The sequence below is a fragment of the Longispora urticae genome (assembly GCF_053902585.1).
The window spans coordinates 139,862-155,964 of the sequence record NZ_JAQZSH010000019.1; the positions used below are offsets into that span (position 1 = coordinate 139,862).

Here is a 16,103-nt window from a genome sequence, read left to right on the forward strand (position 1 = left end):
GGATGATTCTGCGGTACCACCGGGGTCTTGCCGCAAGCCCCCCCGTGCGGTATAAGTTAGAAAGGGAAAGGAGTGCGTACACCTCCGTTCCCTTTTTTTGATTCCGCGAATAATCCGGTGCGCCGACCACACCCGCGCCGGTACCGTCGGCGCCATGGGTAACTGCAGCGGCCCGGTCGGCCTGTACTTCCTGTAGTCGGGGTCCGATCCCGTCCCGCTCCCGTCGTAGGCCCCGCCTCCGGAGAGCTCCGTTCCGCGTACCCCAGGAGTCGACCTTCATGTCTGTTTTGTTGCCGCATGCCCAGCTCACCGTGCACGAGGTCTCGCACGCCTACGCCGAGCACGTCGTCCTCGCCGACGTCTCCTTCACCGTCCGCCCCGGCGAACGGGTCGCGGTGATCGGCGAGAACGGTTCCGGCAAGTCCACCCTGCTCCGGCTGCTCGCCGGTCGGGAACCCGCTGACGCCGGCCAGGTCACCGTCGTCGCCCCGGGCGGCGTCGGCCACCTCGGCCAGCTGCTGGAGCTGCGCCCCGACCAGACCGTGCGGGACGCCGTGGACGACGCCCTCGCCGACCTGCGCCGCCTGGAGTCCGACCTGCGGGCCGCCGAGCGCGACCTGACCGAGGACACCCTGGCGGCGTACGGCGACCTGCTCGCCGCCTTCGAGGCCCGCGGCGGCTACCAGGCCGAGGCCCGGCTCGACGCCGCCCGCAACGCCCTCGGCGTCGGCGACCTCGGCGGGGACCGGCCGCTGGGCAGCCTGTCCGGCGGCGAACAGGCCCGCCTGGCGCTGGCGTGCGTCCTGGCCGCCGCCCCGGAGCTGCTGCTCCTCGACGAGCCCACCAACCACCTCGACGCCGCCGGCGCGGCCTGGCTGGCCGACCAGCTCCGCGCGCACCGGGGCACGGTCGTCGTCGTCACCCACGACCGGACGTTCCTCGACGCGGCGACCGTGATCCTGGAGGTGGACGGCGACCGGCACACGGTGCGCCGGCACGGCGACGGCTGGGCCGGGTACCTCGCCGCGCACGCCGCGGACCGCCGCCGCTGGCAGGCCGAGTACGACGACTGGGTCCGCGAGTCCCGCCGCCAGGCCGAACTCGCCGAGGCCGGGGTCGACGAGATGCGGCGCCGGGTCTGGAAGCCCAACGTGAAGCGGACCAGCGGCCACCGCCGCGACCACCAGGGCGGCCTGTCCGCGCAGGTCCGCAAGGCCCGCGCGCAGGCCCGCCGCCTCACCGAGCGCCCCGTGCCCCGGCCGCCGGACCCGCTGCGGTTCGCCGCCCGGTTCGACGGCGCCCCGACCGAGCCGGTCGAGGTGACCGACCTGGTGGTGGGCGACCGTCTCGCCCTGCCCGCACTCCGGGTCGAACCCGGTGGCCGGCTCCTGGTCACCGGGCCCAACGGCGCGGGCAAGACGACCCTGCTGCGCGCCCTGGCCGGCGACCTCGTCCCCGACCGGGGCACCATCACCCGGCCCGGACGCCTCGGCTGGCTCCGGCAGGAGGTCACCCCCGGGCCGGCGCGGCGGACCGCGCTGGGGGCGTTCGCCGAGGGCCTGCCGGGCGCCCCCGACGAGCACGCCGGGGCGTTCGCCGCGCTCGGCCTGCTGCCGGAGGAGCTGTTCTCCCGGCCGGTGGCGTGGCTGTCGATCGGCCAGCGCCGGCGGGTCGAGCTGGCCCGGCTGGTCAGCCGACCGGCCGACCTGCTGATCCTCGACGAGCCGACGAACCATCTGTCGCTCGCGCTGGTCGAGGAGCTGAGCGCCGCGATCGGCGCGTTCGCCGGCACGGTGGTGGCGGTGTCGCACGATCCGCGGTTCGGGGAGTCCGGCGCGTGGACACGGTTGGAACTCCAGGGCGGCCGGCCGGCCTGAGCCCGCGCGGCGCCCGGTCCAGAGGTCGTGGGCGGGCGCCGTCCGGGATCGACGGCACGTTCCCGGTCGCGCGTGCCGACCCGGGCTCCGCCGGACCGGCGGAGCCTCAGCCGTGCAGGACCAGCCTCTGCGCGGCGCGGAGCTGGGGGCCGGGCTCCAGGCCCAGTTCGTGGCCGAGGAGCTGGTGGACCTCGCGGTAGGCGGCCAGCGCGTCGGCCCGGCGGCCGAGCTGGGTCAGCGCCCGGATCAGCAGGGTCCACAGCTGCTCCCGGAACGGCTGGCTGAGCAGCAGCGGGCGCAGTTCGGTGACGACGCTCTGCGGCTGACCCAGCAGCAGGTACGCCTCGGCCAGGTGCTCCCAGGCCCGCCACCGGCGTTCGTGCAGGGCGACCGAGGCGATCGCGACCAGGGCGGGCGCGACGTCCTCGAAGGGTTCGTCGCGCCACAGCCGGAGCGCCGCGGTGAGGACCCGCACGGCCGACTCCGGCTCCCCGCCGGCCAGGGCGGTGGCGCCGCGCTCGGTGAGCTCGGTGAACACGTGCACGTCGAGCTCGCCGGCGGCCACGCTGAGGCGGTAGGAGCCCGGGCGGCTGTCGAGCCTGCGGCGGCCGGTGACCTCGGTGAGCAGCGCCCGGAGCTGCCAGACGTAGGTTCTCAGGTTCCCGGCCGCCGACCGGGGCGGGCACTCCCACAGCGCCTCGACCAGCCCGGCGGCGCGGACCCACTCGTTGGGCCGCAGCAGGAGGGCCGCCAGGAGCGCCCGTGGCTTGGCCGCCGCCACGTCGGCGGTGAGGCCGCCCGGCCCGCATACCTCGATCGACCCGAGAACGCGAAACACCACCACGGCGGCTCCTCTCTGTCTGTCCTCAGAGGATCGCAGAGCGTTGCCTGAGGGGCATGGGTGCGATGCCCCCAGAATTTCCGCCGATACGGGGGCGTTGTGCGGGTACCTCCCGGGTGGAACAGCTCCCATATGCGGGCCGACCAGGCATTGGACGGGTACTGGACGCCGCGTGGACGTTGCGTGGACGGGCCTCTTGAACGATCGACCTTGTTCGATTGCCTACTAGCCCCGGAAGGGGGTGTCCCCCATGAAGAAGATCGTGGTTCGTAAGGCCGGCACCGTCCGCCTCACGTCTGTCGCGAACGCCGCGTACGGCGAGCCTTGTGACGGCGGCGTCTGGGCCTGACCGTGACGTCCGGGCCCGTCCTCGACGGGCCCGGACCCGCTCCTGGGAGAAGCAGTGGTGATCAAGGAACCCTCCGGGCTCGGCGCGCCGGTCCGGCTGCACCCGCTCAGCTACCTCGAAGACGGCGAGGACGTCGTGATCGGCCGGACCGACACGGACTCCTACGGCGTGTTCCCCGCCGACGGGGCGGCGCTGCTGCGGCGGCTGGCCGACGGGGAACCGCCCGGGGCCGCGGCGCGCTGGTACGCCGAGACCTACGGCGAACCGGTCGACCTGGCGGAGTTCCTCGGGGTCCTCGCCGAGCTGGACTTCCTCGTCGAGGGCGACTCCGGATCCGACGGGCCGGGCCCGGTGCGCCCCCCGCGCTGGCAGCGGCTCGGCCGGGCGCTGTTCTCCCCGCCCGCGTGGGCCGTCTACGGGGTGGTGCTCGCCGCGGCGGCGGTCGCCATGGTGGCCACGCCCCGGCTCGTACCCCACAACGGGAATGTGTTCTTCACCCAGCATCTCACCGTGCTGATGGTGACCCTGTTCCTCGGACAGTTCCCGCTGATCCTGATCCACGAGGCCGCCCACGCGCTCGCCGGGCGCCGGCTGGGCGTGCGCTCGCGGTTGCGGGTCGCGCGCCGGCTGTTCTTCGTCGTCTTCGAGACCAGCCTCGACGGGCTCATCGTCGTCCCCCGGAAGCAGCGTTACCTGCCGATCCTGGTCGGGATGTTCACCGACCTGCTGGTGCTGTCCGTCCTCACCCTGGTCGCCGCGGCCACCCTGGACCCGGCGGGCCGGCCGTCGCTGGTCGGCAGGGTGTGCCTGGCCCTGGCGTTCACGACGTTCCTGCGGTTCTGCTGGCAGTTCTACTTCCACCTGCGCACCGACCTGTACCAGCTCGCGGTCACGGCGCTGGGCTGCCAGGACCTGCAGGCGGCGGCCAAGCGGGTCCTCGGCAACCACGCCCGCCGGCTCGTCGGCCGGCCGGTCCGGGACACCTCGGGCCTGCATCCCAGGGACCTGCAGGTCGCGCGCTGGTACTGCTGGCCGATGCTGGCCGGCTACACCCTGTCCACCGTCATGCTGTTCGCGGTGGGGATCCCGGTCCTGTGGCGCTCCGTCGCCATCGCCGGCTCCCGGTTCGCCGAGGACGGCGGCACGTGGCTGCACGTGGCGGACTCGACCGTCTTCCTCGCGCTCACCCTCGGCCAGTTCGGCTTCGCGGCGTTCCTCGCCGTCCGGTCCCGGGCGCGGCGCCGACGGGTACCGGCGACCTCGCACCTGACCACCTAAGGAGTTCGTGATGCCGCACGTCTGGATCACCGGGGAACGGGTCGCGGACCGCGCCGCGCTGGCGGCCGCCACCACCCTGCCCGGCTACCGCCCGACGGTCGACGCCCACCGGCGCCTGCGCGGGCCGTACACGATGGCGGGTGAGGTGTTCCGCACCCTGGTGCCCGTGGCCCTGGAACGCTGGCCTGAGCTCGTGCACGCGCACGACATCGAGCTCCTCTCGGTCGCACCGGAGCTGCGGGACATCGTGCCCGCCACCCGGGAGACCCTGACGTCGCTGGCGGTGCCGCGCGAACGGACCCGGTTCTACTCCCGGCTGCGCACCCTGCGCCTCGGGCACGGCCTCGCCGAACTGCTCCGGGACCACCTGATCCGGGAGGCCGCACCCACCCGGACGCTCGTCGTCGAGAACGTGGACCACGCCGACCAGACGGACGTGGAGCTGCTCACCATCCTGCTGCGCCGCCTCGACCCGGAGCTGCTGACCCTGGTCGTGTGCACGGGGCCCGCCGTGGCCGACGAGGGGCTGGCCTCGGCGCTGGCCCGGTACGCCGAGCACCGGCACGCCCCGGCGCGGCGCGTCGACCCCGCCGGCACCGACGGGGAGCTGGCCGCCGCCTACGTCGCCTCCGACGGTACGAGCGACGTGCCGGCGCTGCTCGGGGCGTACCAGCGGCTGGAGCCGGCCGCGCGGGCGGCGCTGCACGACGCGCGCGCCGCCGAGTTGGAGGGCGACGGGGAGTGGTCCTGGGCGCTGGGGGCGATCCCCTACCACCGCGAGCACGGGGCGGACCCGGCCGGGGCGGGGGCGCGGGCGCTGCACACCGCGCTGGAGTACACGATCAGCATGGGTTTCTACCACGCCACCCTGGACTACGGGGAGCGCGGACGGGCCCTGGTGGACTGGTCCGCGCAGGAGGTCCTGTGGTGGGCGTTCACCTCGAAGATGACCACGTCGCTGATGCTGCTGTCCCGCGCGCCGGAGGCCGAGGCCCTCTACGACGAGGCGCGGTCGTTCAGCCTCAACCCCGTGGTGCACCGCCGGGCCGCCTACGCCACCGCGATGATCCACACCCGGCACCACGAGGTCCGCGACCACCACAGGGCGAAGGCGTGGATCCACCAGGCCATCATCCTCGCCGAACTGATGGGCGAGGGCGGCCTGCCCGTCGTGTTCCAGCAGAACGGCCTGGCGCTCATCGAACTGCACCTCGGCGACCTACCGGCCGCCCTGCGGCTCGTGGACGGCGGCATGGCCCGGCTGGACCGCGAGCTCGACCCGGAGGAGCACCGGCTGCACCGGTCGGTGCTGCTGTACAACCGGGCCCAGATCCTCGCCGGCATGGGCCGCACCGAGGACGCCCTGGTCGACTACGCGGCGGTGATCGCGGTGGACCCGAACTACCCCGAGTACCACTTCGACACGGGGAACCTGCTGCACAGCCTCGGCCGCGACACGGAGGCCCTGGCCGCGTACGCCGAGGCCCGGCGGCTCAGCCCCACCTTCGGGGAGGTCTACTACAACCGGGCCGACGTGCTGATGGGCCTCGGCGAGTGGGAGGCCGCCGTCGCCGACCTCGGCTACCTGCTGGAACTCGACCCCGGATACCTCGACGCCTACGTCAACCGGGCCGGGGCCCTGGCCGCGCTCGGCCGACCCGACGAGGCGCGCGCCGACGCCGACTCGGGGCTGGCCATCGACCCCGACAACCCGTACCTGCACTGCCTGCTCGGTGACCTGCACGCCGAGGAGGGGCGCGCGGCCGAGGCCGAGGGCAGCTACGCCGTGGCGCTCCGGTCCGACCCCGGACTGGCGCCCGCCTGGGCCGGTCGGGCGGCGCTCGCGTACGCGGCCGGGGACCTCACCGCCGCCGCCGGGTACCTGGACCGGGCGCTCGAAGAGGGCGAGGACGCCGCGCTGTTGTACAACCGCGCGACGATCCGCCGGGAGCTGGGCCGGGTCGCCGAGGCGCTGGCCGACCTGGACCGGGCGCTCGAACTCGCCCCCGGCGACCCGGACACGCTCCGGGAACGGGAGCTGTGCCTGGATCCGGCGCCCCGGTGACCTCCGCCGAGGTGCTCGCGCCGCACCGGTCGCTGCGGGACACGCTCGCCCGGTACCCGACGGGCGTGGCCGTGGTCACGACGGCGGGCCCGGTGGGGCTGACGGTGAACTCGTTCACGTCCGTGTCGCTGGACCCGCCGCTGGTCCTGTGGTGCCTGCGCGGCGACTCGACCAGCCGGGCGGCGTTCGAGGCGAGTCCGCGGTTCGCGGTCAACGTGCTGGAGGCCGACCAGGGCGGGCTGGCGCGTCAGTTCGCGGGGCCGGCCGCCGACCGGTTCGCCGGGGTCGGGTGGGTGCCGGGGCCGGACCGGCTGCCGATCCTCGGCGGGACGGTGGCCTGGCTGCGGTGCCGACGGTACGCGTGCCTGCCCGGCGGGGACCATGTCGTGTTCCTCGGCGAGGTCGAGGCGCACGCGGCCCTGCCCGGGGCGCCACTGGCGTTCTGCGACGGGGAGTTCCTCCCGGCGGGATCCGCGCGCTCCTGATTGGACGTTCGCATCCCGTGGCTATCATCGGCCCATGATCGTCTCCACGCCTGACAGAACGTGATGGAAGACCCGCGGTGGGCGGTGAGCCACGGCCCGGAGATCCCCGCCGATCCGACCCGGCCCGCGACCCTCGTGGCGGCGCTCCTCGCGGCGGCGGAGTCGGCCCCCGGGGCGGGGGTGCTGGTCACGGGCCCGCGGGAGGAGTATCTGTCCTATCCGGATCTGCTGGCCCGCGCCCGCCGGCTGCTCGGCGGGCTGCGCGCGCACGGGGTCCGGCCCGGCGATCACGCGCTGTTGCAGGTCCCGGACCTGGCGGAGTTCTTCCCGGCGTTCTGGGCCTGCCTGCTCGGCGGGATCACCCCCGTGGTCCTGGCCCGCCCGGCCGCCTCCGCCGCCGGGGACCCGGTGTTCGACAAACTCCAGCACACCCGACGGGTACTGGGCGGTCCGGTCGTGCTCAGCTCCGGGGCCGACGCGGTGGCGCTCGACGCCCTCGACGTGCGGACCCTGGACGGCGCGCCCGCCGATCCGCACCCGGCCCGCCCCGGGGACGTCGCCCTGCTCCAGCTGAGTTCCGGCAGCACCTCGACGTCGAAGGTCATCCCGCTGACGCACCGTGGCCTCGTCGAGATGGCGTACGGCCAGCGGGGCACGCTCGACGTCCGGCCCGGTGACACCCTGCTGAACTGGATGCCCCTGGACCACTCCGGCGGCCTGCTGCTGTACCACGTCGGCGGTGTCTGCAACGCGGTGCGCAACGCCCACGCCCCGACGTCCTGGGTACTGGAGGACCCGACCCGCTGGCTCGACCTCCTCGACCGGCTCGGCGTGACCCACTCCTGGGCGCCGAACTTCGCGTACCGGCTGCTGGCCGACACCCTCGCCGTGACCCCCGGCCGAACCTGGGACCTGTCGGCCGTCCGCCGGCTGGTCAGCGGGGGCGAACGGGTCACCCCCGACGCCGTCGAGGGCTTCCTGGCCGCGACCGGCCCGCACGGGATCCGCCGGTCGGTCATGACCGCCGGCTGGGGCATGGCCGAGACCTGCACCGGGATCAGCTTCGCCGGGCTGACCAGTTCAGACGCGGTGCACCGGGTGCGGTCCGACAGCCTGGACGGCGAGCTGGCCTGGGCCGGACCGGACGAGGAGCACTCCGTGTTCTTCAGCGTCGGTCCGCCGGAGCCCGGGGCGGCGCTGCGGATCGTGGGCCCCGACGGGAGCCCGCTGACCGAACGGCGGATCGGCCGGCTCCAGGTCCGGGGCGCGCGGGTCACCCCGGGGTACCTCGGTGACGAGGGCGCGACCCGGGAGGCGTTCCCCGACGGGGACGGCTGGCTGGACACGGGCGACCTGGCCTTCATGCACCGGGGCCGGATCGCGGTCACCGGCCGACGGAAGGACGTGGTGATCCTCAACGGCGACAACCACTACTGCCACGACATCGAGGCAGCCGCGTCCGTCGCGGGGGTGCTGCCCGGCGAGGTGGCGGCGTGCGGGATCCCCGACGAGCGGACGGGTACCGAGGAGCTGGCGGTCTTCTACGCCGCCGACCGGGACCTGGCGGCCGAGATCCGGGCGGCCGTCGCGGGGCGGCTGCGGGTGATGGTGGCGCACGTGGTGCGGCTGACGGCGGCGGAGTTCCCGCGCACGACCAGCGGGAAGCTGCGGCGGAACCTGCTGCCGGCGCTGCTCGACCGGCCGGCGGGGCCGGAGCGGCGGAGTGCCGGGGCGCCCGCCGGTTTCCCGGCCCCACCCAGCGACTCCCCGGCGCGGACCGGGTCCTGGTCGGCGGATCCGCCCGACCCGGCCGTGTCCGACGCCGCGGCGGTGCGGCGGGCGGTGCGTGACGTGTTCGGGCCGGTCGACCCGCACACCCCGTTCCAGGAACTCGGCCTCGGTTCCGTGCAGCTCGTGGGCCTGCGCGCCCGGCTCAGCACGGCCCTCGGCCGGGAGGTCGCGCAGACCGCCCTGTTCGCCCACCCCACGGTCGAGGCGCTGACCGCGCACCTCGCCGGCGAGGTGACGCCCGCGTCCGCCGCGCCGACGGTCACCGCCGACCGTCGGATCGCGATCATCGGCCTGGCCTGCCGTTTCCCCGACGCTGACGACGCCGACACCTTCTGGGCCAACCTGCTGGCCGGCCGGGAGAGCATCCGGCGGCCCACGGACGGGCGGGCCCCGGCGTCCGCGCCCCTGGACGACATCGCCTCCTTCGACGCGGCCCTGTTCGGGGTCTCCGCGAAGGAGGCCGAACTCCTCGACCCCCAGCACCGGCTGTTCCTCGAGGTCTGCCACGAGGCCCTGGAACACGCCGGTCGCGGCGCGCCCGAGGGACACCGCGTCGGGGTGTACGCCGGCAGCGGCATGAACCTGCACCCCGGCCCGCCGTACGCCGCCCTGCTCGCCGACCGGACCGGGGCGGAGCACACCCAGGCCGTGCTCGGTACCCGGCCGGACTTCCTCGCCAGCCGGGTCGCGTACCGGCTCGGGCTGACCGGGCCCGCGATCGGCGTGCAGACGGCCTGCTCGACCTCCCTGGTGGCCGTGCACCTGGCCGTGCAGGGCCTGCTCGCCGGGGACGCGGACCTCGCCCTGGCCGGCGCGGCGGCGATCCACCTCCCCGGGGCCACCGGCCACCGGCACGAGCCCGGCTCGATCCTGTCCGCCACCGGGGTCTGCCGACCGTTCGACGCCGCCGCCGACGGCACGGTGGGCGGCAACGGGGTGGCGGCCGTGCTGCTCAAGCCCCTGGCCGGCGCGCTCGCCGACGGCGACACCGTGTACGGGGTCATCCTCGGCACCGCCGTCAACAACGACGGCGCCACCAAGGTCGGCTACGCCGCGCCCAGCGTGTCCGGCCAGGTCGACGTGATCCGCCGGGCCCAGCGCGCCGCCGGGGTGCGGCCGGCCGACATCGGGTACGTGGAGGCGCACGCCACCGGAACGGCGCTCGGCGACCCGATCGAGCACGCGGCCCTCGCGGAGGCGTACGCGGGCGGCTCGGCGGTGCTCGGCTCCGTCAAGGCCAACATCGGTCACCTGGACAGTTGCGCCGGGATGGCCGGGCTGTTCAAGGCGGTCGGGACCCTGCGGCACGGCCGGCACGCGCCGCAGGTGTGCTTCACGACGCCGAATCCGGCGCTGGACCTGGACTCCGGGCCGTTCCGGATCCTGCCCGGCGGCGGGGACTGGCCGGCCGGGGCGGGGCCGCGTCGCGCGGCGGTCAGCGCGCTGGGGGTGGGCGGCACCAACGCGCACGTGATCCTGGAGGAACCACCCCTGGCAGGAGAGGCCGGGGGGAAATCGGCCGACGCCGGGACGCCGGGAGTGCTGCCTTTGTCGGCACGGACGCCCGGGGCCCTGCGGGAAGCCGCGCGCCGGCACGCCGAGTTCCTGGAGGCGCGGCCGGAGGTGCGGTTGGCGGATCTGGCCGTCACGGCGGGGGCCGGTCGGCGGACGCGTACCCATCGGATCGCTGTCGTCGGGGAGAGCCCGGCCGAGCTGGCGCGGGAGCTGCGGGCCTTCCTGGCCGCCGGTCGACCCGAGGCGGCGGACAGCGTCGTCGGGACTGGCCCGGGCGGACCGGTGGATGTGCTGGTCGGACCGGACGGACCGGCGGCGGTCGGCGCGGGTGGGGAGGTGGACTTCGTGTTCACCGGGCAGGGGGTCGAGGTCGGGCCCGTCGGCGGTCTCGGGCGGCACCCGGCGGTGGCCCGGCTGCTCGACCGGATCGACCGGGCGCACCTCGCCGCCGCCGGCACCGGGCTCGACGGTCGGCCCGCCGACTACCAGCCCGCGCTGCTCGCCCGGCAACTGACGCTCGTGGAGCTGTGGCGGGCGGCGGGGGTCCGTCCGGCACGGGTGTTCGGCCACAGCCTCGGGGAGTACGCGGCGCTGGTCACCGCCGGCGCGTTGTCCGTGCAGGACGCCGTCGCGCTCACCGTCGAACGGGACCGGCTCATGCGCGGCACCGGGCCCGGCGGCATGCTGACCGTGTTCGCCGGCCGACCGGTCGTCGACGCGCTCCTCGACCGGGTGGACGGTCTGGACCTGGCGGCCGTCAACGGCACGGCCCTGCACACCGTGTCCGGCGGGCCCGCCGCCCTGGCGAGGGCCGAGAAGCTGCTCGACGCGGACGGCACGCCGCACCGCCGGATGGCCGTGGACCGGGCGTTCCACTCCGCGCTGCTCGACCCGGTCCTCGACGGGTTGCGCACGGCCGCCGGGCGGGTCGCGTTCCGGCCCGCGGTGCTGCCCGTGCTCAGCAGCCTCGGTACGGAGCACCCGGTCGGCTGGACCCCGGACGCCGCGCACCTGGTCCGGCAGGCCCGCGAACCCGTCCGGTTCGACCTGGCGGTGCGCCGGCTCGCCGACCCCGGCCGGGTGGTCCTGGAGATCGGGCCCCGTCCCGCGCTCGTCACCGCCGGGCGCGCCCTCGCCCCCGACCTGACCTGGGTCGCCTCGCAGCCGAAGGGCCGGCCGGCCCTCGCCGGGCTGTGGCGGTCGGCCGCCGAACTGTGGTGCGCCGGCGTGCCCGTCGACTGGGTCGGGCTCACCGACGGGCTCGGGGCGCGCAGGATCGCGCTGCCGGGCTACCCGTACGAACGGCGCCGGTACTGGCCCGCGCCGTTGGACACCGTGGAGGTCGCACCGATGCAGGACGTACTCGACCGGGTGCGCGCCCTGACCGCCGCCCAGCTCGGCCTCCCGGTGGCGGAGGTCGGCGCGGACAGCACCTTCTTCGCGCTGGGGGCCGATTCGCTGCTGCTGGTGGCGATGGTCCGGGAGGTGATGGAGGGGTTCGGGGTCCGGATCGGCGTCCGGGAACTCTTCGAGGAGATCGACACGCCGCGCCGGTTGGGGGAGGTGATCGTGGAACGGGCGGGTGGGTCGGTCGGTCCGGGGTCGTCGGGCGGGCGGGACGCGGCCTCGGCGGAGGTGGACGGCCGGGCGCCGACTGGCTCGGGGGACTCCGGCTCAGTGCCGACTGGCTCGGGGCCGTCTGATGCGGTGCCGGCCGGTCGGGGAACGGGGCCGGTGCCCGATTCCGCGCCGGTCCGCGCACCCGCCCCCGCACACGGCGACCCCTGGCTGCGCGACCTCATCGACCAGCAGCTGGCCCTCATGCACCGGCAGCTCGACCTGGTGGGCGGCACGGCTTCCGGCCCGGCCGCACCGGAGGGGACGCCGGTTCCGGGCCGGCGGGAGGCGGTACCGGTTCCGGACAGAACCGAGGCCGTGCCGGTCCCGGGCCCACCGCCCGTTCCGGGCGCCCGGGACACCGGCCGGCCGACGCCCGGCACTCCCCCGACCCCCGGCCCCGCCGATGGACCCGCTGCCCCACCCAGCGATGGTGGCAAGGTCGACCTCAGCCTGTACTTCTTCGGCGACTACCCCGAGGGCCAGGCGCACGGCTACGCCCCGATCCTGGCCGCCGCCGAGTTCGCCGACCGCAACGGGCTGCACGCGGTGTGGATCCCCGAGCGGCACTTCCACTCCTTCGGCGGGGTGTTCCCGAACCCGTCGGTGCTCGCGGCGGCCATCGCGGCCCGCACCAGCCGGGTCCGGATCAACGCCGGCTCGGTCGTGCTCCCCCTGCACCACCCGGTCCGGGTCGCCGAGGAATGGTCCATGGTGGACAACCTCTCCGGCGGCCGGATCGGGCTGGGCTGCGCGAGCGGTTGGCACGCCGACGACTTCGTGTTCTTCCCCGACAACTACGGCCGGCACCGCGAGGTGATGTGGGAGCACCTGGACACGGTGCGCCGGCTGTGGCGCGGCGAACGGGTCGCCGGGGTGTCCGGCAGCGGCGCGCCGATCGAGGTGGGGCTGTTCCCCCGGCCGGTCCAGGCCGAGCCGCCCGTGCACACCGCGATCCTCGGCAACCCGGACAGCTACCGGCAGGCGGCCCGCCGCGACGTCGGCGTGGTCACGAACCTGATGGCCCAGTCCGTCGCCGAGCTGGCGGCCAACATCGCCGGCTACCGGGCCGAGCGCCGGGCGGCCGGCCTGGGCCCCGGTCGGGTGACGGTGCTCGTGCACACCTACCTCGCCGAGGACGCCGGGCGGGCCCGGGCCGAGGCCTTCGAACCCTTCTGCGGGTACCTGCGGTCCTCGTTGTCCCTCCTGGGGCAGGTCGCCAACAGCCTCGGCATGTCCATCGACCTCGACGCGGCCCAGCCCGAGGACGTGGCCTACCTGCTGGAAAGGGCCTATGACCGGTACTGCGCCGAGCGCGCCCTGATCGGCAGCCCCGCCAGCGTGGCCCCGATCCTCGCGGAGCTCACCGCCGCCGGGGTGGACGAGATCGCCTGCTTCATCGACTTCGGGTTGCCGGCCGACCGGGTCGCTGCGGGGCTTCCCCACGTGGCGGCGCTGGCCCTCCCGCCCCGGCCGACCGGGCCGGCAGCATCAGGGCCGGCAGCGTCCGGCCCGGCGCGGCACCCCGTCGCCGCACCGGCCACGCCGCCCGCCCTGGCCGCCGGTCCCACCGTTCCGAGCGCGTCGGGTGCGCCGGGCGGGTCCGACGTGGGCTGGCCGTTGGCACCCGGTCAGCGTCGGCTCTGGTTGGCCGACCAGCTCGGGCAGAGCCACGACTACAACGAGGCCGTGGCCATCCGCCTGGTCGGCCCCCTGGACGCCGACCGGCTCGCCGACGCCCTCGCCACGGTCGTGGGCCGGCACGCGCCGCTGCGCACGGCGTACCGGGAGGTGGACGGCGAGCCCCGGCAGTTCCCCCGGGACAGCGGGCCCGCGTTGATCGTGGTGAACGTCGAGGACGAGGACGCCGCCGTGGTCGCCGCCATGGCCGAGGAGAGCCGCCGGCGCTTCGACCTGGCGGCCGGACAGGTCTGCGCGTTCCGGCTGCTGCGGTCGGCACCCGGGCGGCACGTGCTGATCCTGTCCTTCCACCACATCGGTACCGACGGCTCGTCCTACCACGTGTTCAGCCGGGAACTGTCCGCCGCCTACCGGGGGGCCGCCCTGCCCGACCTGCCGATCACGTACCCGGACTGGGCCGCCGGGCAGCCGCCCGCCGCCGCCAAGGACCTCGGCTACTGGGTCGACCAGCTCGCCCCGCTCCCGGCGCCGTTGGCCCTGCCCACAGCCGACGGGCCCGGTGGGGGCCGGTCGGTGTTCCTGGAGCTGCCGGCCGCGCTCGCCGATCAAGTGCGGGCATTCGGCCAGAGAGAGCGGGCGACGGTGTTCAGTACGCTGCTCGCCGCGTTCGGGGTCGCGGTGCACCGGCTGTCCGGGCAGCGGGAGTTCGTCGTGGGCACGGGGCTGGCCAACCGCGACGAGGGGACCGCCGGGCTGGTCGGGTTCTTCGTCGCCACCCTGCCGCTGGTCTTCCGGCTGGACAGGACGGCGAGCTTCCGGGACCTCGTCCGCCAGGTCCGGGGCATGACGGCCGACGCGCACGAACACGGCGGCGTGTCGTTCGACGAGATCGTCCGGGCCGTCAACCCGCCGCGGGTGGCCGGGCGCGGTCCGCTGTTCGACGTGGCGGTGGAGTTCGAGGGCGAGGGGGCGTTCGCGCTGGACCTGCCGGGGGTCACGGCCACCCCGTTGCCGGTGGGGCTGTCCAAGGCGCCGGTGCCGCTGATGGTGTACCTGTCCCAGGGTGCGACGGTGCGCGCCCACGTGGAGTACCAGTCGGATGTCGTCTCCGAGGAGACCGTGCTCGGGCTGTGGGCGGACTTCGGGGACATTCTCGGTCGGGCGCTGGCCGGGCCGGGCCTGACGGTCGCGGAGCTGGCGGGTGACCGGGACGGGGCCGGCCATCCGGAGCCCTTGAGCGGGCCCGAGTTGGCCGCGATCCTGCGGGTCTTCGCGGCCGAGCTGGGCCGGCCGGTCGGCGAGGACGAGTCGTTCTTCGAGCTGGGCGGGCACTCGCTGCTGGCGGTGCGGGTCGCCAACCGGCTCCGGGCGGCCGGGCTGACGGTGTCGCCCGCCGACGTGCTCGCCCGGCCGACCGCGCGGGCCCTCGCCGACGGCCTGCGGAACACCGCCCCGGCCACCCCGCACCAGGCGTGGAAATGGCGGCTGCTGCACGGGCCCGAGCCGGTCGTGACGCACATCGCGCTGCGCTGGGACCTGCGCGGCGACCTCGATGTGCCGGCCCTGCGCGGGGCACTGGACGCCCTGGTCGCGCGGCACCCGGCGCTGCGCACCCGGATCTTCGAACAGAACGGGGTGCTGACCCAGGAACCCCTTCCCGCCCGGCCGGTCAGCCTGGCCACAGTGGACGTCGCACCCGACGGGGTCGACGCGTGGGCGGTCGCCGTGGGCCGACGCCCGTTCGACGTGGACGCGGGCCGGATGCTGCACGCCGAGCTCGCCCGGATCGGGCCGGACCGCTGGTGCCTGGCCCTGGTCGTGCAGCACCTGGTCGCCGACGGCTGGTCGATGGAGCTCCTGATCCGGGAACTGGCCGAGCTGTACACGGCGGCGGTCACCGGGCGGGCCGCCACCCTGGAACCGGTCGCGGCGACGTTCCTGGAGCACGCGCGGCGGCAGGTGGGCACGGACTGGCCCCGGGGGTACTGGGCCCGCCAGCTCGCCGACGCGCCCCCGCCCGTACCGGCCGGGCGCTCCGGGCGGGGCGCCGAACACCACTTCACGGTGCCGGCCGACCTGGTCGCGCGCCTCGTGGCCCGGCACGGCCCGGGGCTGTACCCGGTGCTCGCGGTGGCGCACGTCCGGCTGTCGGGGCGGGCGGACACGGTGTTCGCCATGCCGTACGCGATGCGGGAGCACATGGCCGACGAGGGCGTGGTCGGGCTCTACTACGACCCGCTGCCGATCCGGGTCCGGGCCGGCGACACCGTGGCCCGGGTCCGGAGGACCGTGGTGGAGGCCATGGGCCACGCCCGGCCGATCCTGACCGTGTTCGGGGAGGTCCGGCCCGGCTGGCGGATCGGCGAACCGCAGCCGTTCGCCACCGAGACGCTGCTGCTCAACGCGGCCCTGCCGGAGGTGACCCTGCCCGGGTTGCAGGTGGAGCTGGGCGAGCAGCCGCTGGGCGGTGCGCGGCGGGACCACGCGGCGATGTTCCGACCGTGGCGGGGCGGCCTGGCCGGCACGGTGGAGTACTCCACGGACGTGTTCGACGCGGACGCGGTGGCGGAGTGGTGCGCGCGGCTGCTCGGGATCCTGGAGGAGCTGGCCGGGGCGGACTGACCACCGCCCCGGCGCGGGAGGC

General features: G+C 75.4%; 6 protein-coding genes. 5 read left to right on the forward strand and 1 reads right to left on the reverse strand.

Translation table 11 applies throughout. The annotated features are described in order from the left end of the window. Positions 1-290: 290 nt before the first annotated feature. Complete coding sequence (locus tag PT931_RS10045; protein WP_456245468.1) at positions 291-1,877, forward strand: ABC-F family ATP-binding cassette domain-containing protein; 1,587 nt, start codon at positions 291-293, stop codon at positions 1,875-1,877. A gap of 106 nt (positions 1,878-1,983) precedes the next feature. Here PT931_RS10045 and PT931_RS10050 read toward each other — a convergent pair whose 3' ends face one another. After that, the gene (locus tag PT931_RS10050; protein WP_456245434.1) at positions 1,984-2,721 is read right to left on the reverse strand and encodes an AfsR/SARP family transcriptional regulator; all 738 of its coding nucleotides are present in this window, start codon (positions 2,719-2,721) and stop codon (positions 1,984-1,986) included. Between the two features lie 403 nt (positions 2,722-3,124). Here PT931_RS10050 and PT931_RS10055 point away from each other — a divergent pair, with 403 nt between their 5' ends. From PT931_RS10055 to PT931_RS10070, 4 genes are all read left to right on the forward strand, one after another. After that, positions 3,125-4,345, forward strand: a complete 1,221-nt coding sequence (locus PT931_RS10055) for a hypothetical protein (protein WP_456245435.1) — start codon at positions 3,125-3,127, stop codon at positions 4,343-4,345. A 10-nt stretch (positions 4,346-4,355) separates the two neighbouring features. Then, positions 4,356-6,410 carry a tetratricopeptide repeat protein gene (locus PT931_RS10060; protein WP_456245436.1) on the forward strand — a complete coding sequence of 685 codons (2,055 nt, stop codon included), beginning with the start codon at positions 4,356-4,358 and terminating at the stop codon, positions 6,408-6,410. Beyond that, the gene (locus PT931_RS10065) at positions 6,386-6,895 is read left to right on the forward strand and encodes a flavin reductase family protein (RefSeq protein WP_456245437.1); all 510 of its coding nucleotides are present in this window, start codon (positions 6,386-6,388) and stop codon (positions 6,893-6,895) included. The genes PT931_RS10060 and PT931_RS10065 overlap by 25 nt, the downstream gene beginning before the upstream one ends. Before the next feature lie 63 nt (positions 6,896-6,958). Continuing rightward, complete coding sequence (locus PT931_RS10070; RefSeq protein WP_456245438.1) at positions 6,959-16,081, forward strand: MupA/Atu3671 family FMN-dependent luciferase-like monooxygenase; 9,123 nt, start codon at positions 6,959-6,961, stop codon at positions 16,079-16,081. Positions 16,082-16,103 lie beyond the last annotated feature (22 nt).

Bases quoted from the DNA above. Each gene is read 5' to 3' on its own strand.
- PT931_RS10060 (WP_456245436.1), top strand. From the start codon at position 4,356: ATGCCGCACGTCTGGATCACCGGGGAACGGGTCGCGGACCGCGCCGCG.
- PT931_RS10070 (WP_456245438.1), top strand. From the start codon at position 6,959: ATGGAAGACCCGCGGTGGGCGGTGAGCCACGGCCCGGAGATCCCCGCC.